Raw genomic sequence first — 18,432 nt, 5'->3', positions numbered from 1 at the left:
GCAGGCCGTGCTCGTGTAGTCGCTCTACGTTCCTGCTCTCTCGTGCGCACCCCGTGCACGTCTGCAGAGGAGCGTGCGCTGTGAATCGTCGTCAGTCCATGACGGCCGTGCTGGGGGTGGCGGCGGTCGTGTCCGTCGCGCTCCCGCTGTCCGTGGCAGGTGCCGCCGGAGGCGCCATCGTCAACGGCGACTTCGAGACCGGGGCCCCCGGCGACACCGTCGTGACCGGCTGGAGCTTCGCCGACCAGGTGGTCGACCTGGGTGTCACCAGTCTCGGGGGATGCGTCTCGAAGGACACGAGCACCTACACCACCCTGCGCGGGTACGACGACGTCGAGCCGGTGCTGGGCACCGTCCCGGTCGGCGGGGACGGCGAGGTCTTCCTGCCCGGCACCAGCACCCCGGTGTGGCTCGACGAGAACGGCCTGCTGGCCGACGCCGGCGCCCCCGGCGCGCTGCAGCTCCACTACGGCCCGGTGGAGTTCTCTGAGGACGGCGACACCTGGACGTACACGGACTTCTTCGTGCTCATCGAGGGCGCGCCCGTCCTCGTCGGCGACGTCGGGTCGTCGGTGGGGGACGGGAACTTCTCGAACGGCTTCTACGACTCGGTCCACCCCCTGTACCTCTCGGTGCCGGACCCGACCGAGCGCGCCGACGACGTCCCCGGCGCGGACTTCTTCAACTATACGGAGTTCTCGTCGCAGCTGGTCGCCCCGGGGGCCGAGGAGGACGAGGACATCGAGGGGATCGCGTGGGGCATGGACGGGAGCGACCTGACCCCGACGTCCCAGGCGCTGCTGCTCTCCAGCGACATGGACGGCTCGGCCTATGGGTACGTCGCCCACGGCCCGGCCGCCGTCAGCGACCCCTTCACCACCGCGGGCGCGCGCACCGTCTCGCTCGACTGGGCGGCGGCCGCCGACGTCCGACGACTACCACGTCCTCGGCTACGTCCTGGACGTGAACACCTGCGAGCAGGTCGAGGTCCTCGACGCGACGGGCTACGAGAGCCCCTGGCAGACCGTCTCCGTGCAGCTCCCCCGCGCGGGCACCTACCGCTTCGTCTTCGTGGCCGGCACCTACGACCAGTCGTGGGGCGGGGCCGCCGGAGCCCGCCTGTACGTCGACAACATCCGCGCGACGCCGACGATCACCGGCACCGGCATCCAGGTCGAGCCGCTCTTCGGCACCGGTGACACCGTCGCGTCGGCGCCGGTCCAGCTGACCGGTGGCGGCCTGAAGCCGAACTCCCCGTGGATCGCCGAGCTGCACTCGACCCCGGTCACCCTGGCCACCGGCGTCACCGACTCCTCCGGCAACTTCTGGCTCCTGAGCAACCTGCCGGCGTCCGTGGAGCCGGGCAAGCACCGGATCATCCTGAGCGGCACCGCCCCCGACGGCTCGGCGGTGTCCAGCACCGCCTGGATCACCGTGACCGCCGCCGGCACCGTCGGCTACGTCTCGCTCGCCGGTGAGGAGATCCCGGTCGCGCCGACCGCTCCCGCCGGCGCGGCGGCCCAGCCGGTCGCGGCGACCGGCACCGGGCCGGCGCTGGCGAACACCGGCTTCGAGGCCGCCCCCTGGCTGGGCGTCGGTGCCGCGCTCGTGGCCGCCGGCGGGGCCGTCCTCCTCGGCGTCCGGAGGCGCACCGCGCAGCGCTGATCCTCGGCGCGGAACGGCGACGGCCGGGGGAGCACCCGCTCCCCCGGCCGTCGCGTCGTCCCGGTCGCCGCGATCCGGTGGTGCCTGGCGACGGCGCCGTCAGGCGACGGCGGCCTGGCGGGTGCGGACCCGGGCGCGGGTGCGCAGCGCGGTGACGGCGTGGTCGGGCGAATCGGTGATCAGGCCGTCGAGCCCGAGGTCGAGCAGCTGCCGGGCCTCCGCGAACGCATCGCCGAGGGCGCCGGGCTCGCTGCCGCGGCGCAGCTCCTCCGGCAGGAAGGCGTTCTCGGCGCGCAGGGTCCAGCAGAAGACCGACAGCGCGGCCCGGTGCGCGTCGTCGACCAGCGGGGACCGGACGCCGCCGGTGGTCCCGGCGTCGGCGAGGATCCGCTCCCGGCTCGGCGCGATGCCCTGGGCGTAGGTGGAGATCTCGCGCAGGCCGGCGCGGGTGACCATCGGGTCGAAGCCGGGGAGGTCCGCGATCAGCTGGATCAGCCGCGGGCACTGCTCGCCCAGCCGCGTGCGGAGCTCCCGCAGGAGCCGGGGGTCGAAGGTCTGCACGAGCACCGGGCCCTCGGGGTCCGCGACGCCCAGCCGGCGCAGCTCGCCGGCGGTCAGCTCGGCCAGCGAGGGCCCGTCGTCGTCGGGCCAGGTGAGCGTCTTGAGCTCCACGAGCACCTGGACGGTGCGCTCCGGCGTCGAGCGGCGGCGGGCCAGCTCGATCACCTCGGCGAGGGTGAGGATGCCGAACCGGCCGTCGAAGGCGGTGTTCAACGGGCGGAGGGCGGGCATCCGCTCGACGGCCCGCAGCGTGCGCAGCTCGGCGAGGGTGAAGTCCTCGGTGAACCAGCCGGTCACCGGCCGGCCGTGCACCTCGCGGGTGGTGCGGCGGTCGGCGAACTCGGCGTGGTCGGCGACGTCGGTCGACAGCGACAGCTCGCTCTCGTGCCGGACGACGAGGACGCCGTCGCGGCTGACCACGACGTCGGGCTCGATGAGGTCGGCACCCTGGTCGATCGCGAGCTCGTAGCCGGCGGTCGTGTGCTCGGGCCGGTACGACGGGGCGCCACGGTGCCCGATCACGGCGGGACGGGGAAGGCGGGTCACGGGCGGCATGGCCAGCGACTCGGTCGCGTGCATGGCTGCCATGCCATCGCACCGACGTGGCCGGGAGGCGAACTCCGCGCAACGTGTTGCGCACGCTCGCGCACACAGGGCGTTGACCTGCGGTTGTGCATGCGGCCAGTGACGCATCTCTCGTCGTTGCGATCCGGTTGCGACGCGAGTCGCGCGCGGCGTCGTCGTCCCACCCGCACCGCCCGGCGCAGGGATGCCACGCCGCCCCGCGTCGGGCGGCCGGAAATCCGGGTGACACGGCGCCCGGCCCGCGCCCACCCTGACCGGCGTGACCCTCCTCCCGACCCTGGGCTGGCGCGCGGAGCTCGCCGCGCAGCTGCCCGCCGGCACGGCGCCCGGCCGCGTGGCGCGCGTCGACCGGAGCCTGCTCGCCGTCCTGACCGCGGACGGCGAGCGGCGCGTGCACCCCGGCTCGGGCCTGTACGCCGACGCCGCCCTCGGCGGTCCCGCCGTGGGGGACTGGGTCGCGCTGCGCGACGACCTCGCCGTCGCGGTCCTGCCGCGCCGCAGCGCGTTCACCCGCACGGTGGCCGGCCGCACCTCCGCCGCGCAGGTGGTGGCGGCGAACCTCGACCTCGTGCTGGTCGTCGACGCGCTGGCCGGCCCGTCGCGGCTGCGCCGGGTGGAGCGCTACCTCGCGGTCGCCTGGAGCAGCGGGGCGACGCCGGTCGTCGTCCTCACCAAGGCCGACCTGAGCGACGACGTCGCGGCCGCGGTCGCGGAGGTGTCCGAGGACGCCCTCGGCGTGGACGTCCTGGCGGTGAGCGCGCTGACGGGGGAGGGGCTCGACGCCCTCGGCGCGCTGCTCGGCCCGGGCGTCACCGCGGCGATGGCCGGGCCGTCCGGCGTCGGGAAGTCCAGCCTGGCGAACGCGCTGGCCGGGCGGGAGCTGGCCGCCACGAGGGAGATCCGCGACGACGGCCGGGGCCGGCACACGACGACCGCCCGCGAGCTGCACCTCCTCCCCGGCGGGGGGCTGCTCGTCGACACCCCCGGCATGCGCGAGCTGGGGCTCTACGACGACGCCGACGGCGTGGCGGCGGCCTACGCCGACGTGGCCGAGCTGGCCGCGGAGTGCCGCTTCCGCGACTGCGCGCACCGCACCGAGCCCGGCTGCGCGGTGGCCGCGGCGATCGCCGACGGGCGGCTCGACCCGGCGCGGTTCGCGGGCTGGCGCAAGCTCCGGGCCGAGGCGCACCGCCAGCTGCTGCGGGTCGACGCGCGGGCGCGGGCCGAGGAGCGTGCCCGGGTGCGGGCGCTGCACCGCTCGATGCGCGACCAGCCGATCCGGTCGCGGTGAGGCGGCGTCGGTAGCGTTCGCCCCGTGCGCGTGCTCGTGATCGGCTCCGGTGCCCGGGAGCACGCCCTGTGCGTGGCTCTGACCTCCGACCCCGCCGTCGAGGCCCTGGCCTGCGCGCCGGGGAACGCCGGCACCCGGGCGCTGGCGGAGCCGTTCCCGCTGGACGTGCGCGACCCCGACGCGATCGCGGCGCTGGCCCGCTCCTGGAGCGCCGATCTCGTCGTCGTCGGGCCGGAGGTGCCGCTGGTGGCCGGGGCGGCCGACGCCGTCCGCGACGCCGGCATCGCCTGCTTCGGCCCGTCGGAGCAGGCCGCCCAGCTGGAGGGCAGCAAGTCCTTCGCCAAGCACGTGATGACCGCCGCGGGTGTGCCGACCGCGCAGGCCTGGCCGGTCGGTGGGCCGGCCGAGCTGGAGACGGCGCTCGACGAGGTCGCCGCGCTCACCGGCGGCGCGCCCTACGTGGTCAAGGACGACGGCCTGGCCGCCGGCAAGGGCGTGCTGGTGACACCGGACCGCGACGCCGCCGTCGCCCACGGGCGCGCCGTCCTCGACGCCGGGGGAGCGGTGCTGGTCGAGGAGTTCCTGGACGGCCCCGAGGTCTCGCTGTTCGCCGTCACCGACGGGACGACGGTGCTGCCGCTGGTGCCGGCCCAGGACTTCAAGCGGCGCGACGACGGCGACGGCGGCCCCAACACCGGCGGGATGGGCGCCTACGCACCGCTGCCCTGGGCGCCGGCCGGGCTGGTCGAGGAGGTGCTGGCCACCGTGCTGCAGCCGACCGTCGACGAGATGGCCCGCCGCGGGGAGCCGTTCAGCGGCCTGCTCTACGCCGGGCTGGCGCTGACTTCCCGCGGCGTGCGGGTGGTCGAGTTCAACGCCCGCTTCGGCGACCCGGAGACCGAGGTCGTGCTCCCGCTGCTGGCCACCCCGCTCGCCGGGCTGCTGCACGCCGCGGCCACCGGCACGCTGGCCGACCACCCGCCGCTGGAGTGGCGGCCCGGTGCCGCGGTGACCGTGGTGGTCGCGGCCTCCGGCTATCCCGAGGCGCCGCGCACCGGCGACCCGATCACCGGCGCCGACGGCGAGGGCGTGCTGCACGCCGGGACGGCGCTGGCCGACGACGGCACCGTGGTCTCGGCGGGGGGCCGGGTGCTCGCGGTGACCGCCGTGGGCGAGGACCTCGCCGCCGCGCGGCAGACCGCCTACGAGCGGGTCGCCGGCGTCCGGCTGACCGGCGCGCACTGGCGCACCGACATCGCGCTGGGCGCCGTCGAGGGGCGGATCGTCCTGCCCTGACCGGCCTGCGGGAGACTGGTCCCGTGCTGATGGCGACGAGGTGGTCCCGGTGATCGAGCGGTACACGCTCCCCGAGATGGGGGAGGTCTGGAGCGACCAGCACAAGTACGAGCTGTGGTGCCGCGTCGAGACGCTCGTCCTCGAGGCGCACGCCGCCGCCGGCCGGGTGCCCGCCGACGTCGTCGAGCCGGTGCGGAACGCGCCCCCGCCGACCCCGGAGCGGGTCGCGGAGATCGAGGAGACGACGCAGCACGACGTCATCGCCTTCCTCACCGCCTGGGCCGACAACACCGAGCCGCGCTCGGCCGCCGCCTACGTGCACCACGGCATGACGTCGTCGGACCTGCTGGACACCGCGCTGGCCGTCCAGCTCACCGACGCCACCGACGTCCTGCTGGCCAAGGCCGACCGGCTGGTCGCCGCGCTGCGCGACCACGGCCTGGCGCACCGCTCGACGATCCGCGTGGGCCGCACCCACGGCGTGCACGCCGAGCCCGTCGTCTGGGGCCACCGCGTCGCCGACCTCGCCTTCGCCGCCGCCCGCTCCCGCGACCGGCTGAAGGCGGCGCGCGAGCGCGTCGGCGTCGTCGCCATCTCCGGCGCCGTCGGCACCTACTCGCTCATCGACCCCTCCGTCGAGGTCACCGTGGCCGAGGCCCTGGGCCTGCGGCCCGCCGACGCCTCGACGCAGGTCGTGCTGCGCGACTCGATCTCGGAGTGGGTCTCGGCGCTGGCCGTGCTCGCCACCGTGTGCGAGACCGTCGCCCTGGAGGTCCGGCACGGTCAGCGCACCGAGGTGCGCGAGCTGTCGGAGGCGTTCGGGTCGGGCCAGAAGGGCTCGAGCGCGATGCCGCACAAGAAGAACCCGATCCGCTCGGAGCGCATCGCCGGGCTGGCGCGGGTCGTGCGGGCGGCGATCGTGCCGGTCATGGAGGGCATCCCGCTCTGGCACGAGCGGGACATCTCGCACTCCTCCACCGAGCGCGTGTTCCTGCCCGACGCCGCGATCACCACCGACTACCTGCTGCACCTCACCACCGGCCTGGTCGAGAACCTCGTCGTCGACGCCGACCGGATGCGGGCCAACCTGGAGTCCACCGGCGGGCTGATCTACACCTCGTCGGTGCTGCTGGAGCTGGTGGAGGGCGGGCTCTCCCGCGAGGACGCCTACGCGCTGGTGCAGACCGCGGCGATGGAGACGTGGAACAGCGGCACCCCGTTCCGCTCGACCCTGCGCGAGCGCGCGGCCGCCTCCGGTGTCGCGCTGGACGAGGCGCGGCTGGACGAGATCTGCCGCCCCGAGCGGTACGTGGCCAACCTCGGCCCGCTGTTCGACCGGCTCGCGGCGCTGTCGTGAGCCCGGGCCCGGCCGTGGACCTCCCCCTGGTCGCCCGCGGAAAGGTGCGGGAGGTCTACGACGCCGGCGACGACCGGCTGCTGCTGGTGGCGTCGGACCGCATCTCCGCCTACGACTGGGTGCTGCCGACGCCGATCCCGGACAAAGGGGTCGTGCTGACCCGGCTGTCGGTGTGGTGGTTCGAGCAGCTCGCGCCGGTGCTGGACTCCTTCGGCGCGACCCACCACCTGGTGTCGGCGACCGACGTGCCGGACGCCGTCGCCGGCCGCGCGATGCTCGTGCGCCGGCTGGAGATGCTGCCGGTCGAGTGCGTGGCCCGCGGTTACCTCTCCGGCGGAGGCACGGCCGAGTACCGGCGGACCGGCTCGATCCGCGACGTCGTCCTCCCGGCCGGGCTGGTCGAGGGCTCGCAGCTGCCCGCGCCGGTGTTCACGCCGTCCACCAAGGCGGAGATCGGCGAGCACGACGAGCCGATCGACTTCCCGCGGGTGGTCGCGCTGGTCGGGGCCGAGCGGGCCGAGGAGCTGCGCGAGCTGACCCTGGCGCTGTACCGGCGGGGCGCGGAGATCGCCCGCGACGCCGGGATCGTGCTGGCCGACACCAAGTTCGAGTTCGGGCTCTCCGGCGGGCAGCTGGTGCTGGGCGACGAGGTGCTCACCCCGGACTCGTCCCGCTTCTGGCCGGCCTCGTCGTGGGCGCCGGGATCGGTGCAGCCCTCCTACGACAAGCAGTTCGTCCGCGACTGGCTGACGTCGTCCGGCTGGGACCGCGTCTCCGAGCCGCCCGAGCTGCCCGCCGACGTCGTTGCCGCCACCCGCGAGCGCTACGTCGCCGCCTACGAACGCCTCACCGGCACCCCCTTCTGACTCCACGCCTCCCCGCTCAGTGACGCCCACATCGGCGATGTGGGGCTCAAGAACGCCGCTATGCGCCCACATCGCCGATGTGGGCGGGTGGCTGTGGACGACGCCCGGGCGGCGGCGCTGGATCGTCGATGCTGCCGGGATGCCGAAGCGAAGGCCGCGGTCGCGGATCACCGGCCCGACGACGAGGGGTGCCGTGCTCGAGGCGGGTCTCAGCGTCGAGGAGCTGAGGCACCCGCAGGTCGTGCGGCTGTCCCGGGACACCTACCTCCCGAGGGCGCTGAGCGGGCAGCTGGTCAGCCGCCTCGCTGCGGTGCTGCTGACCGCCCCGCCGGGTGCCGTCGTCAGCCACCTGTCCGCGGCGGACCTCTGGGGGTTGCAGATCCCTCTCCGCGACCGGTCGGACGAGCGCATCCACCTCTCGATACCCGGGACGTCCCGCGCGGAGAGCAGGGTGGACCGTCGCCTGTACCGGTCGGACGTGGCGGGGGACGACGTCCTCCGGCGGGCGTCGCTGCCCGTGACGTCCCCGGCCAGGACGTGGCGGGACCTGGCCGCCATCCTCGAACCGCAGGCCCTGCTCGCAGCCACCGATCAGGTGCTGAACGGCTTGGCGAGCCGCGCGGAGCTCGGTGAGCAGCTGGCTCGTCGCCCCACCGGTCGTGGGTGTGCCCGAGCGAGGGCCGTGCTGCCGCTCGGGGACGCCCGGGCCGAGTCGCCGATGGAGTCGGTCGTCCGCTGGCTGGTCCTGCACGCGGGACTGCCGGCTCCGGACGTCCAGTACGACGTCCGCGACCCAGCCCGGGCCTTCCTCGCCCGCGCCGACCTGGCATGGCCGGAGAGCCGGGTGATCGTGGAGTTCGATGGCGACGTGCACCGGGAGCGCGACGTCTTCGTGCGCGACCTGCGGCGGCAGAACCGGCTCGTCGCGGCCGGCTGGACGGTCCTCCGCTTCACGTCCGCGGACGTGCTCGGACGCCCGGACGACGTGCTCGCGGAGATCCGGCGGGCGCTGCGGGCCTGACGAGATCGGCGATCTGGCGCTCATGGAGGACCGGTGGGCCCCACATCGCCGATGTGGGCGGCAGGGGTGGGCGAGACGAGGGTCACCGGGGCGGGGGCGGCGGCCCCGGTAGGCTCGTCGGCGTGTCCCGGGTGGTCGTCGACGTCGTGCTCAAGCCGGAGATCTCCGACCCCCAGGGGCAGGCGGTCCTGGGTGCGCTGGGCCGCCTCGGCCACGACAGCGTGCGCAGCGTCCGCCAGGGCAAGCACTTCGTGCTCGAGGTCGACGGGACGCCCGACGAGGCCGAGCTGCGGCAGATCGCCGAGACGCTGCTGGCCAACCCGGTCATCGAGGACGTCGAACTGCACCTCACCACCGACTGAGAGAGACCCCGCCGTGCGCATCGGTGTCATCACCTTCCCGGGCTCCCTGGACGACGTCGACGCCGCCCGCGCGGTGCGACTGGCCGGTGGGGACCCGGTCTCCCTCTGGCACGGCGAGCACGACCTCAAGGACGTCGACGCCGTCGTCCTCCCCGGGGGCTTCTCGTACGGCGACTACCTGCGGGCCGGGGCCATCGCCGCCCGCTCGCCGCTCATGCAGGACGTCGTCGCCGCCGCGAAGGGGGGCCTGCCGGTGCTCGGCATCTGCAACGGCTTCCAGGTGCTCTGCGAGGCGGGGCTGCTGCCCGGGGCGCTGACCCGCAACAGCCACCTGCACTTCCGCAACCGCGACCAGCTGCTCCGCGTCGAGCGCGCCGACACCGCCTGGACCGGCGACTACGCCGACGGCCAGGAGATCCTCGTCCCGGTCAAGAACGGCGAGGGCCGCTACGTGGGCTCCGAGGCCGACCTGGACCGCCTCGAGGGGGAGGGCCGCGTCGTGTTCCGCTACGTCGGCGGCAACCCGAACGGCTCCAGCCGCGACATCGCGGGCGTGACCAGCGAGAACGGCCGGGTCGTGGGCCTCATGCCGCACCCGGAGCACGCGGTCGAGGACCTCACCGGCCCGAGCACCGACGGGCTCGGCTTCTTCACCAGCATCCTGAAGGCGGTCGTCGCAGCGTGACCAGCGTGGACACCGTCCAGAACGCCGCCCAGCACCCGGACGACGAGCAGCCCTGGGCCGAGCTCGGTCTCAAGGCCGACGAGTACGCCCGCATCAGGGAGATCCTCGGCCGCCGCCCGACGACGGCCGAGCTGGCGATGTACAGCGTCATGTGGAGCGAGCACTGCTCCTACAAGAGCTCCAAGGTGCACCTGCGGCAGTTCGGCGACCTCCCGAAGAGCGACGCCCTGCTCGTCGGCATCGGCGAGAACGCCGGCGTGGTCGACGTGGGCGAGGGCTACGCGGTCACCTTCAAGGTGGAGAGCCACAACCACCCCAGCTACGTCGAGCCCTACCAGGGCGCGGCGACCGGGGTCGGTGGCATCGTCCGCGACATCCTCACCATGGGCGCCCGCCCGATCGCGGTCATGGACTCGCTGCGCTTCGGCCGGGCCGACGCCCCCGACACCGCCCGGGTGCTACCCGGCGTCGTCGCCGGGGTGGGCGGCTACGGGAACTGCCTGGGCCTGCCCAACATCGGCGGCGAGCTGCTCTTCGACGAGTGCTACACCGGGAACCCCCTGGTCAACGCGCTGTGCGTCGGCGTCATGAAGCACGACGACGTGCACCTGGCCAAGGCCGAGGGCGTCGGCAACAAGGTGATCCTGTTCGGCGCCCGCACCGGGGGCGACGGCATCGGCGGGGTCAGCGTGCTCGCCAGCGAGACGTTCGACGCCGAAGGCCCGGCCAAGCGCGCGCCGGCGGTGCAGGTCGGCGACCCGTTCACCGAGAAGCTGCTCATCGAGGCCTGCCTGGAGCTGTTCGCCCAGGACCTCGTCACCGGCATCCAGGACCTCGGCGGCGCCGGCCTGTCCTGCGCCACGAGCGAACTGGCCAGCGCCGGCACCGGCGGCATGCACGTCGACCTCGAGACCGTCCCGCTGCGCGACAGCACCCTGACGCCCGCCGAGATCCTGATGAGCGAGTCGCAGGAGCGCATGTGCGCGATCGTCGAGCCGGGCAAGGTCGAGCAGTTCCTGGCCGTCTGCCGCAAGTGGGACGTCCGCGCCGCCGTCATCGGTGAGGTCACCGACGGCGACCGGCTCACCGTCGACTGGCACGGCGAGCGGATCGTCGACGTCCCGCCGCGGACCGTCGCCCACGAGGGGCCGGTCTACGAGCGCCCGATGCAGCGCCCGGCCGACCTCGACGCCCTCCGGGCCGACGACGCCGGGAAGCTCCCGCGCCCCGGCACGCCGGCCGAGATCCAGGCGCACTGGCTGGCCGTCGTCAGCAGCCCGGACGGCGCGGACAAGAGCTGGGTCACCGAGCAGTACGACCGCTACGTCCGCGGCAACACGGTGCTCGCGCAGCCCGAGGACGCCGGCGTCATCCGGATCGACGAGGACTCGCACCGCGGCATCGCCCTGTCGCTGGACGGCAACGCCCGGTTCGCCCGCCTCGACCCCTACACCGGCGCGCAGCTCAACCTCGCCGAGGCCTACCGCAACGTCGCCGCCACCGGCGCGACGCCGCTGGCGGTCACCAACTGCCTCAACTTCGGCTCGCCGGAGAACCCCGAGGTCATGTGGCAGTTCGCCGAGGCCGTGCGCGGCCTGGCCGACGGCTGCCGCGCGCTCGGCCTGCCGGTCACCGGCGGCAACGTGAGCCTCTACAACCAGACCGGCGACGTCGCGATCAACCCGACCCCGGTCATCGGCGTGCTCGGTGTGCACGAGGACGTCCGCGCCCGCATCCCCAGCGGCTGGCGCACCGCCGGCGAGACGGTCCTCCTGCTCGGCGAGACGAGGCCCGAGTTCGGCGGTTCCGCCTGGGCGGGCGTCGTCCACGGCCACCTCGGCGGGCAGCCCCCGGCGGTCGACCTCGCCGCCGAACGCGCCCTGGCCGAGCTGCTGGCCGCGCTCGGCCGCGACGGGCTGGCCGGCTCCGCGCACGACCTCGCCGACGGCGGGCTGGCGCAGGCGCTCACCGAGTCCGCGCTGCGCTACGGCGTCGGCGCCCGGCTCGCGCTGCACGGCGATGCGTTCACCGCGCTGTTCAGCGAGTCCGCGGCGCGTGTCGTCGTCACCACCACCGAGCCCGATCGGGTGCGCAACATCGCCCGCGCGGCGGGCGTCCCCGTCACCGAACTGGGGACGACGGGCGGCGGGTCGCTGGTCGTCGACGGCGTGCTCGAGCTGCCGCTGGCCGAGCTGCGCGCCGCGTGGAGCGCCACCCTGCCGGCGTTGTTCGGCGGCCCGGAGCACGGCACGGCGCTCACCGTCCCGGCGGGCACCGTCCCGACCAGCTAGGGCCGGCTGCTCATGGCTGGTGCAGCCCCGATCCCGGCCGACGAGCTGCGGGCCGCCGTCGACCCGGTGCGCGCGTGGCTGGCCGGGGAGGCGGAGCGACCGCCGCGCGCGGTCGTGGGCGCGGCGGTGAAGACCAGCGCGCGCTGGCTGGCGCAGCAGGTGCCGGGCCGCTCTGTGGAGGTGCGGGTGCCGCCGCACGTCGCCGTCCAGTGCATCGAGGGGCCGCGGCACACCCGGGGGACGCCGCCGAACGTGATCGAGACCGATGCCGCCACGTGGCTGCGGCTGGCCAGCGGGATGACGACGTGGGCCGAGGCGGTCGCCGAGGGTGCGGTGACCGCCAGCGGCAACCGCGCCGACCTCTCCGGGCTGCTGCCGCTGCGCCCCCTGAGCCGCCCCTGACGGAGCGTCGGGCATGCTCGACCCCCGGGCGGACGGGCCGCCGCGCACGGAGGTGTCATGCAGGCGTCGTTCACGCCCGACGGGGAGTTGCTGGTGCCGTCGCCGACGGCGGCCAGCCCGTGGTCGGACGAGATGCTCAACGGCCACCACATGGGCGGGCTCATCGGCTGGGGTGTCCAGCGGGACAGCCCGGACCCGGAGTTCCAGCTCTCCCGGATGACGGTGGACATGGTCCGGGCGGTGCCGATGGTGCCGCTGCGGGTGGAGACCCGGCGCGGCCGCGACGGCCGGCGGCTGCGCGCCGTCGACGTCAGCGTGCTGGCCGGTGACCTCGAGGTGCTGCGCGGGTCGGCTGTGCTGCTGCGCCGCTCCGAGCACCCCGACTCCGAGCCGTACGCACCGACCCCGTGGGACGTGCCGTCGCCGGAGCAGATCGAGGGCGGGCCGACCGGGCCGATGTCGTGGGAGATCCGCCGGATCAACCCGTGGGGTTCGGCCGGGCCCGGCCGGGTGTGGATGCGCGAGACCGCCGCGTTCGTCGAGGGGGAGGAGCTCACCCCGCTGGTGCGCGCCGCCCTGATGGCCGACTTCACCAACCCGCTGTCGAACTCCGGCCCCGACGGGCTGGCGTTCATCAACACCGACGTCACGATGTACCTGGCCCGCGACCCGCGCGGCGAGTGGATCGGGATGGAGAGCGCCGGCCACCTCGGGCACGAGGGCGTCGCGTTCGGCACGACCTGGATGTACGACCAGGACGGGCTCATCGGGCACTGCGTCGCCGGGACGCTGCCCGACCCGCGGATCCAGGCCCGCCAGCGCTCGTAGCGACGCCCCCGCCCGCGGGATGCGGGCGAGGGCGCCGGAGCCGGACGAGGGGGATCAGCCGCCGAACAGGTCGGCCGCGGTCTTGACGGTCTGGTACAGCCCGTAGGCCAGCGGGACGCCGACGAGGGTCCACGCCAGGGCGATCAGCCCGGCCGGCGTGCGGGTCGGCTGTCGCCGGTCGGGGGTCGAGGTGGCGGAGCTCATCGGACGGCGCTCGCTTCCGGGGTCGGGGTGGTCTCGGACTTCGGCTCGTGGAACTTCGCGGCCACCGGCTTGACCAGCAGGTTCGCGACGAAGCCGACCGCCAGCAGGCCGACCATGATGAACAGCGCCGGACGGTAGTCGCCGGCCACGAGCTCACCCGGCTCGCCCTCGGCCATGTCGAGCACGCCGTTGATGATCAGCGGCCCGGCGATGCCGGCGGCCGACCACGCGGTCAGCAGCCGGCCGTGGATGGCGCCGACCTGGAAGGTGCCGAACAGGTCGCGGAGGTAGGCCGGGATCGTGGCGAAGCCGCCGCCGTAGAACGAGATGATGATCGCGGCGGTGATCACGAAGATCCAGGTCGCGCTGCTGCCCAAGGTGGCCAGCACGAGGTACAGGACGATGCCGACGCCCAGGTAGATCATGTAGATCGGCTTGCGGCCGATGTAGTCCGACGTCGTCGACCAGGCGAACCGGCCGCCCATGTTGAACAGCGAGAGCAGCCCGACGAAACCGGCCGCGGCGGTCACCGTGACGGCGGAGGTCTCCCCGTCGCGGAAGAAGTCCTGGATCATCGGGCTGGCCTGCTCGAGGATGCCGATGCCGGCGGTCACGTTGCAGAACAGCACCACCCACAGCAGCCAGAACTGCGGCGTCTTGATCGCGTTGTTCGCCGAGACGCTCTCGGTGGTGACCAGCGCCTTCTGCTTCACCGTGGACGGGTCGAAGCCCGCGGGCTTCCAGCCCTCGGCCGGCACCCGCACGATCAGCGCCCCGAAGAGCATGAAGACGGCGTAGACCGCGGCGAGGGTGAGGAAGAGCAGCGCCACCGAGGTGCCGTCCGGGACCGTGCCGGCCGTGCCGTCGTAGTCGGCGTCGTAGAAGTTCATCAGCTGGCGGGACAGCGGCGAGGCGACCAGCGCGCCACCGCCGAAGCCCATGATCGCCATGCCGGTGGCCAGGCCCGGGCGGTCGGGGAACCACTTGATCAGCGTGGAGACCGGCGAGATGTAGCCGATGCCCAGGCCGATGCCGCCCAGGAAGCCGTAGCCGAAGTACAGCAGCCACAGCTGCTCGGTGTAGATGCCGAGCGCACCGACGAGGAAGCCGGACACCCAGAACACCGCGGAGGTGAACATCGCGGCCCGGGGGCCGTTGCGGTCCACCCAGGTGCCGAAGACCGCCGCGGACAGGCCGAGCATGACGATCGCGATCGAGAAGATGATCCCGATCGAGGTGAGGCTGGCGTCGAAGTGCTCGACGAGGGCGGTCTTGTAGACGCTGGTGGCGTACGCCTGGCCGATGCACAGGTGCACGGCGAGGGCGGCCGGCGGGATCAGCCACCGGTTGAAGCCCGGGCCGGCGACGATGCGCTCGCGGGCCAGGAAACTGGGAACGGCCACGGACGGGACCTCCGGGGGCGTGGGACGCGGCGCGTCCGGTCGGACGCGACCCGGCCGCGCCCTGTCGTGTGTGCCACAGCCGGGGGGAACGTACGACGGCTGCGGGAGCCCCGCCCGTTCAAGCCGCGATCGTGACGCCGGCGTGACCGCCGACCCGGCCGGTGGTGGGCGGGCCCCCGGCCTAGGCTCGGGGCATGGGTTACGAGGTGAAGGGCGTCGTCGCCCGCAGCAAGGGTGCACCGGTCACGATCGAGACGATCCTGGTCCCCGACCCGGGCCCGGGCGAGGCCGTCGTCGACATCCAGGCGTGCGGGGTCTGCCACACCGACCTGCACTATCGCGAGGGCGGCATCAACGACGACTACCCGTTCCTGCTCGGTCACGAGGCGGCCGGCACGGTCGCCGCGGTCGGCGAGGGCGTCACGAACGTGGCCGTCGGCGACTACGTCGTCCTCAATTGGCGCGCGGTCTGCGGGCAGTGCCGCGCCTGCCTCAAGGGCGAGCCGAAGTACTGCTTCGCCACCCACAACGCCGCGCAGAAGATGACGCTGGCCGACGGCACCGAGCTCTCCCCGGCACTGGGCATCGGCGCCTTCGCCGAGAAGACCCTGGTCCACTCCGGGCAGTGCACGAAGGTCGACCCGGCCGCGAAGCCGGAGGCCGCGGGCCTGCTCGGCTGCGGCGTCATGGCCGGCGTCGGTGCGGCGATCAACACCGGCGCGGTGCAGCGCGGCGAGAGCGTGGCCGTCTTCGGCTGCGGCGGCGTCGGTGACGCCGCGATCGCCGGCGCCAAGCTGGCCGGGGCGACGACGATCATCGCCGTCGACATCTCCGACACCAAGCTCGAGTGGGCGACGACGTTCGGCGCCACCCACACGGTCAACTCCAAGGAGACCGACGCGGTCGAGGCGATCAAGGCCCTCACCGGCGGGTTCGGGGTCGACGTCGCGATCGACGCGGTCGGCCACCCCGCCGTCTTCGAGCAGGCCTTCTACGCCCGCGACCTGGCCGGACGGGTCGTGATGGTCGGCGTCCCCACGCCGGACATGGAGATCACGCTCCCGGCGATCGAGATCTTCGGCCGGGGTGGGGCGATCAAGTCCTCCTGGTACGGCGACTGCCTCCCCAGCCGCGACTTCCCGATGCTGGTCGACCTCTACCTGCAGGGCCGCTTCGACCTCGACGCCTTCGTCTCGGAGACGATCGGGCTGGAGGACGTCGAGGAGGCGTTCGAGAAGATGCACAAGGGCGAGGTCCTGCGCAGCGTCGTGGTGTTCGGCAAGTGACCGCGCGGATCGAGAAGGTCGTCGTCAGCGGCGTCTTCAGCCTCGACGGCCAGGACTTCGACGTCGACAACAACGTCTGGCTGGTCGGGGACGACGCCGAGGTGCTGGTGATCGACGCCCCGCACGACGCCGCCCCGATCGTCGAGGCGATCGCGGGCCGCCGGGTCACCGCGATCGTGCTGACCCACGGGCACAACGACCACATCACCGCCGCGCCCGCGCTCCGCGAGGCCACGGGCGCGGAGATCTGGTTCAACCCGGCCGACCGGATGCTCTGGGACATGACCCACGCCGACACGGCCCCCGACCGGGAGCTGGTCGCCGGCACCCGGTTCACCGTCGCCGAGACGACGCTGACCGCCCTGCACACGCCGGGTCACTCGCCGGGCAGCACCTGCCTGCACGCTCCGGACCTGGCCACGGTGTTCACCGGCGACACGCTGTTCTGCGGCGGGCCGGGCGCCACGGGCCGCTCGTTCAGCGACCACCCGACGATCCTGGACTCCATCCGCTCGCAGCTGTTCAGCCTGCACGGCGACACGGTGGTCAGGACCGGCCACGGCGACGACACCACCATCGCCGCGGAGCTCCGCACCATCGGCTGACCTCCCCGAGGGGCAGACATAGCCATGTCTGCCCCTAGGGGAGGGGCGTCCGCGTGGCGGCGGAGGCGAAGCCGAGCCAGGTGTGCCGGTTGCCCGCCCAGCACCAGCCCACCTTCGGCGCCCCGCGGCGGGCCCGCCCGTCCCGGCCGGTGCCGCCGCTGATCCACAGCGCCGGCGTCCGGGAGTCCGGCCGCCCGCTGGGCCGCCGCATCCGGGAGCCGATCGTCATGAAGCAGTTGTTCGGCTCCAGCACGTCCGGGCACTGGAGCAGCCAGGCGATGCCCTCGCCCAGCGTGAGCGGCGTGCGCCCGGCGTCGAGGAGCACGGGCAGCGCCTCGTCGGGGCTGCGGTTGGCCAGCGCGTCCCCGCGGTCGAGCCCGGTCACGGCGTAGACCGGCCCGTCCGGGACGACGACGCCGGGGATCGGCGCGAAGGCGTCGACGTCGGTCATGTCCTCGACGACGAACCCCGGCTTGCCGTCCCGCTCGAGCAGCGGGGCCAGGGCCGAGGCCGGCGCCAGCGCGGGCGAGACGACGAGCAGCGCGCCGTCGTCGGCGGCGCGGGCGGCGTCCTGCAGCGCGGCGGCGGGCAGCCCGGCGCGCTCGTGCACGCCGAGGGCGACCAGCCGCTCGGCCTGGTGAGCGGGGGAGGGCAGGGTCCGGGCGACGGGAGAGACAGGGGCGGCGGCGGGCACGGCAGACCTCCGGACGGCGACTGCGGACTCCGGTCAACGCGCACATCCCGCGACGGGTTCCCGGCCTGCGACGCGGGCGATGAGCTGGCCGAACACGCCGGAGGGTGACTGGTTGCACTGCTCCCGGGCTGGGCATCGGCGCGCGCGCCGGTACGGTGGACCCCGTGCCTCGCGGTGATGGACGGCTCACGCACGACCTCGACCCCCACTCTCCCGGACCCCAGGACGCCTGCGGCGTCTTCGGCGTCTGGGCGCCGGGTGAAGAGGTCGCGAAGCTGACCTATTTCGGCCTGTACGCCCTCCAGCACCGCGGTCAGGAGGCGGCCGGCATCGCGGTGTCCGACGGCACGTCCGTCGTCGTCTATAAGGACCTCGGGCTGGTCAGCCAGGTCTTCGACGAGGCCACCCTGGGCAGCCTGCGCGGCCACCAGGCGGTCGGCCACACCCGGTACTCGACGACCGGCGCCTCCACCTGGGAGAACGCCCAGCCGACGTTCCGCACCACCGAGGCCGGCACCGGCCTGGCGCTGTGCCACAACGGCAACCTGGTGAACACCGCCGAGCTCGCCGTCAAGGCGGCCGACGCCGGTGTGCCCGGGGCGTTCGTCGCCACGAACGACTCCGACCTGGTCACCGCGCTCATCGCCGCCCGGCCCGACCTCTCGGTCGAGGCCGCCGCGATGGAGGTGCTGCCCCAGCTGCGCGGCGCCTTCAGCCTCACCTTCATGGACGAGGACACGCTCTACGCCGCCCGCGACCCGCAGGGCGTCCGCCCGCTGGTGCTGGGCCGGCTCGAGCGCGGCTGGGTGGTCGCCAGCGAGACCGCGGCGCTGGACATCGTGGGCGCCTCGGTGGTCCGCGAGGTCGAGCCCGGCGAGCTCATCGCGATCGACGAGAACGGGCTGCGCAGCCAGCACTTCGCGCCGGCCCAGCCCAAGGGCTGCGTCTTCGAGTACGTCTACCTGGCGCGCCCGGACACCACGATCTCCGGCCGCGGCGTGCACGCCGCCCGCGTCGAGATCAGGCCGCC

The 18,432-nt window shown here is 74.2% G+C and carries 18 protein-coding genes and 1 pseudogene; 14 read left to right on the top strand and 5 right to left on the bottom strand.

Annotation, left to right across the window (positions count from 1 at the left end):
• Positions 1 to 98 precede the first annotated feature (98 nt).
• Positions 99 to 1,199, top strand: a complete 1,101-nt coding sequence (locus JKP75_RS17520; protein WP_200493313.1) for a hypothetical protein — start codon at positions 99 to 101, stop codon at positions 1,197 to 1,199.
• 565 nt (positions 1,200 to 1,764) lie between these two features.
• Here the strand turns inward: JKP75_RS17520 and JKP75_RS17515 are convergent.
• Positions 1,765 to 2,805 carry a glycerophosphodiester phosphodiesterase family protein gene (locus JKP75_RS17515; RefSeq protein WP_200493312.1) on the bottom strand — a complete coding sequence of 347 codons (1,041 nt, stop codon included), beginning with the start codon at positions 2,803 to 2,805 and terminating at the stop codon, positions 1,765 to 1,767.
• 265 nt (positions 2,806 to 3,070) lie between these two features.
• On the opposite strand from JKP75_RS17515, the gene rsgA reads away from it, so the two are divergent.
• From rsgA to JKP75_RS17465, 10 genes are all read left to right on the top strand, one after another.
• A complete protein-coding gene (gene rsgA, locus JKP75_RS17510) occupies positions 3,071 to 4,102 on the top strand; it encodes a ribosome small subunit-dependent GTPase A (RefSeq protein WP_200490020.1) in 1,032 nt (343 codons plus the stop codon).
• 24 nt (positions 4,103 to 4,126) lie between these two features.
• A complete protein-coding gene (purD, locus tag JKP75_RS17505; RefSeq protein ID WP_200493311.1) occupies positions 4,127 to 5,398 on the top strand; it encodes a phosphoribosylamine--glycine ligase in 1,272 nt (423 codons plus the stop codon).
• A gap of 49 nt (positions 5,399 to 5,447) precedes the next feature.
• A complete protein-coding gene (gene purB, locus JKP75_RS17500; RefSeq protein WP_200490021.1) occupies positions 5,448 to 6,755 on the top strand; it encodes an adenylosuccinate lyase in 1,308 nt (435 codons plus the stop codon).
• On the top strand, positions 6,752 to 7,621 hold the full coding sequence (locus JKP75_RS17495; RefSeq protein WP_309229948.1) for a phosphoribosylaminoimidazolesuccinocarboxamide synthase: 870 nt from the start codon (positions 6,752 to 6,754) through the stop codon (positions 7,619 to 7,621). The genes purB and JKP75_RS17495 overlap by 4 nt, the downstream gene beginning before the upstream one ends.
• A 193-nt stretch (positions 7,622 to 7,814) precedes the next feature.
• Positions 7,815 to 8,642 carry a DUF559 domain-containing protein gene (locus JKP75_RS24150; RefSeq protein ID WP_200490022.1) on the top strand — a complete coding sequence of 276 codons (828 nt, stop codon included), beginning with the start codon at positions 7,815 to 7,817 and terminating at the stop codon, positions 8,640 to 8,642.
• Positions 8,643 to 8,764: 122 nt separating this feature from the next.
• Positions 8,765 to 9,004, top strand: coding sequence for a phosphoribosylformylglycinamidine synthase subunit PurS (gene purS / locus JKP75_RS23495; RefSeq protein WP_200490023.1), 240 nt, complete (start codon positions 8,765 to 8,767; stop codon positions 9,002 to 9,004).
• Between the two features lie 13 nt (positions 9,005 to 9,017).
• Positions 9,018 to 9,689 (top strand): phosphoribosylformylglycinamidine synthase subunit PurQ, encoded by a 672-nt coding sequence (gene purQ / locus JKP75_RS17480; protein ID WP_200490024.1) that lies wholly within the window; start codon positions 9,018 to 9,020, stop codon positions 9,687 to 9,689.
• Positions 9,690 to 9,694: 5 nt separating this feature from the next.
• Positions 9,695 to 11,980: a phosphoribosylformylglycinamidine synthase subunit PurL gene (gene purL, locus JKP75_RS17475; protein ID WP_309229947.1), complete on the top strand. Its 2,286-nt coding sequence runs from the start codon at positions 9,695 to 9,697 to the stop codon at positions 11,978 to 11,980.
• Between the two features lie 12 nt (positions 11,981 to 11,992).
• On the top strand, positions 11,993 to 12,382 hold the full coding sequence (locus JKP75_RS17470) for a sterol carrier family protein (RefSeq protein WP_200490026.1): 390 nt from the start codon (positions 11,993 to 11,995) through the stop codon (positions 12,380 to 12,382).
• 57 nt (positions 12,383 to 12,439) lie between these two features.
• Positions 12,440 to 13,210 (top strand): acyl-CoA thioesterase domain-containing protein, encoded by a 771-nt coding sequence (locus JKP75_RS17465; protein WP_200493309.1) that lies wholly within the window; start codon positions 12,440 to 12,442, stop codon positions 13,208 to 13,210.
• Positions 13,211 to 13,264: 54 nt separating this feature from the next.
• Here the strand turns inward: JKP75_RS17465 and JKP75_RS17460 are convergent, their stop codons facing one another.
• A complete protein-coding gene (locus JKP75_RS17460; RefSeq protein ID WP_200490028.1) occupies positions 13,265 to 13,414 on the bottom strand; it encodes a hypothetical protein in 150 nt (49 codons plus the stop codon).
• Positions 13,411 to 14,817 (bottom strand): OFA family MFS transporter, encoded by a 1,407-nt coding sequence (locus tag JKP75_RS17455; protein WP_200490029.1) that lies wholly within the window; start codon positions 14,815 to 14,817, stop codon positions 13,411 to 13,413. Before JKP75_RS17455 ends, JKP75_RS17460 begins: the two co-directional genes overlap by 4 nt.
• Before the next feature lie 194 nt (positions 14,818 to 15,011).
• Here JKP75_RS17455 and JKP75_RS17450 point away from each other — a divergent pair, with 194 nt between their 5' ends.
• Together JKP75_RS17450 and JKP75_RS17445 are read left to right on the top strand one after the other, a co-directional pair.
• The gene (locus tag JKP75_RS17450) at positions 15,012 to 16,103 is read left to right on the top strand and encodes an S-(hydroxymethyl)mycothiol dehydrogenase (RefSeq protein WP_200493304.1); all 1,092 of its coding nucleotides are present in this window, start codon (positions 15,012 to 15,014) and stop codon (positions 16,101 to 16,103) included.
• Positions 16,100 to 16,708 (top strand): MBL fold metallo-hydrolase, encoded by a 609-nt coding sequence (locus tag JKP75_RS17445; protein WP_200490030.1) that lies wholly within the window; start codon positions 16,100 to 16,102, stop codon positions 16,706 to 16,708. The genes JKP75_RS17450 and JKP75_RS17445 overlap by 4 nt, the downstream gene beginning before the upstream one ends.
• Positions 16,709 to 16,742: 34 nt before the next feature.
• Here JKP75_RS17445 and JKP75_RS17440 read toward each other — a convergent pair whose 3' ends face one another.
• Positions 16,743 to 17,402, bottom strand: a complete 660-nt coding sequence (locus tag JKP75_RS17440; protein ID WP_309229944.1) for a DUF5701 family protein — start codon at positions 17,400 to 17,402, stop codon at positions 16,743 to 16,745.
• A gap of 104 nt (positions 17,403 to 17,506) precedes the next feature.
• On the opposite strand from JKP75_RS17440, the pseudogene JKP75_RS24145 reads away from it, so the two are divergent.
• Positions 17,507 to 18,175: pseudogene (locus JKP75_RS24145) on the top strand (amidophosphoribosyltransferase); the annotation flags it as partial.
• On the opposite strand, the gene JKP75_RS21885 reads toward JKP75_RS24145, so the two are convergent.
• Positions 18,145 to 18,339 (bottom strand): hypothetical protein, encoded by a 195-nt coding sequence (locus JKP75_RS21885; protein ID WP_242473639.1) that lies wholly within the window; start codon positions 18,337 to 18,339, stop codon positions 18,145 to 18,147. The pseudogene JKP75_RS24145 and the gene JKP75_RS21885 sit on opposite strands and share 31 nt — an antisense overlap.
• Positions 18,340 to 18,432: the final 93 nt, after the last annotated feature.

Source organism: Blastococcus sp. TML/M2B, from assembly GCF_016612865.1.
Lineage (GTDB): Bacteria > Actinomycetota > Actinomycetes > Mycobacteriales > Geodermatophilaceae > Blastococcus.
Note: the sequence above shows the minus strand (reverse complement) of the source record. Positions and strands in the feature narration are given on the sequence as shown.

What these genes read in the sequence shown, in the direction of transcription:
- JKP75_RS17520 (WP_200493313.1), top strand. Translation starts at nt 99, where the DNA reads ATGACGGCCGTGCTGGGGGTGGCGGCGGTCGTGTCCGTCGCGCTCCCG.
- JKP75_RS17515 (WP_200493312.1), bottom strand. Translation starts at nt 2,805, where the DNA reads ATGCACGCGACCGAGTCGCTGGCCATGCCGCCCGTGACCCGCCTTCCC.
- JKP75_RS17470 (WP_200490026.1), top strand. Translation starts at nt 11,993, where the DNA reads ATGGCTGGTGCAGCCCCGATCCCGGCCGACGAGCTGCGGGCCGCCGTC.
- JKP75_RS17465 (WP_200493309.1), top strand. Translation starts at nt 12,440, where the DNA reads ATGCAGGCGTCGTTCACGCCCGACGGGGAGTTGCTGGTGCCGTCGCCG.
- JKP75_RS17460 (WP_200490028.1), bottom strand. Translation starts at nt 13,414, where the DNA reads ATGAGCTCCGCCACCTCGACCCCCGACCGGCGACAGCCGACCCGCACG.
- JKP75_RS17450 (WP_200493304.1), top strand. Translation starts at nt 15,012, where the DNA reads ATGGGTTACGAGGTGAAGGGCGTCGTCGCCCGCAGCAAGGGTGCACCG.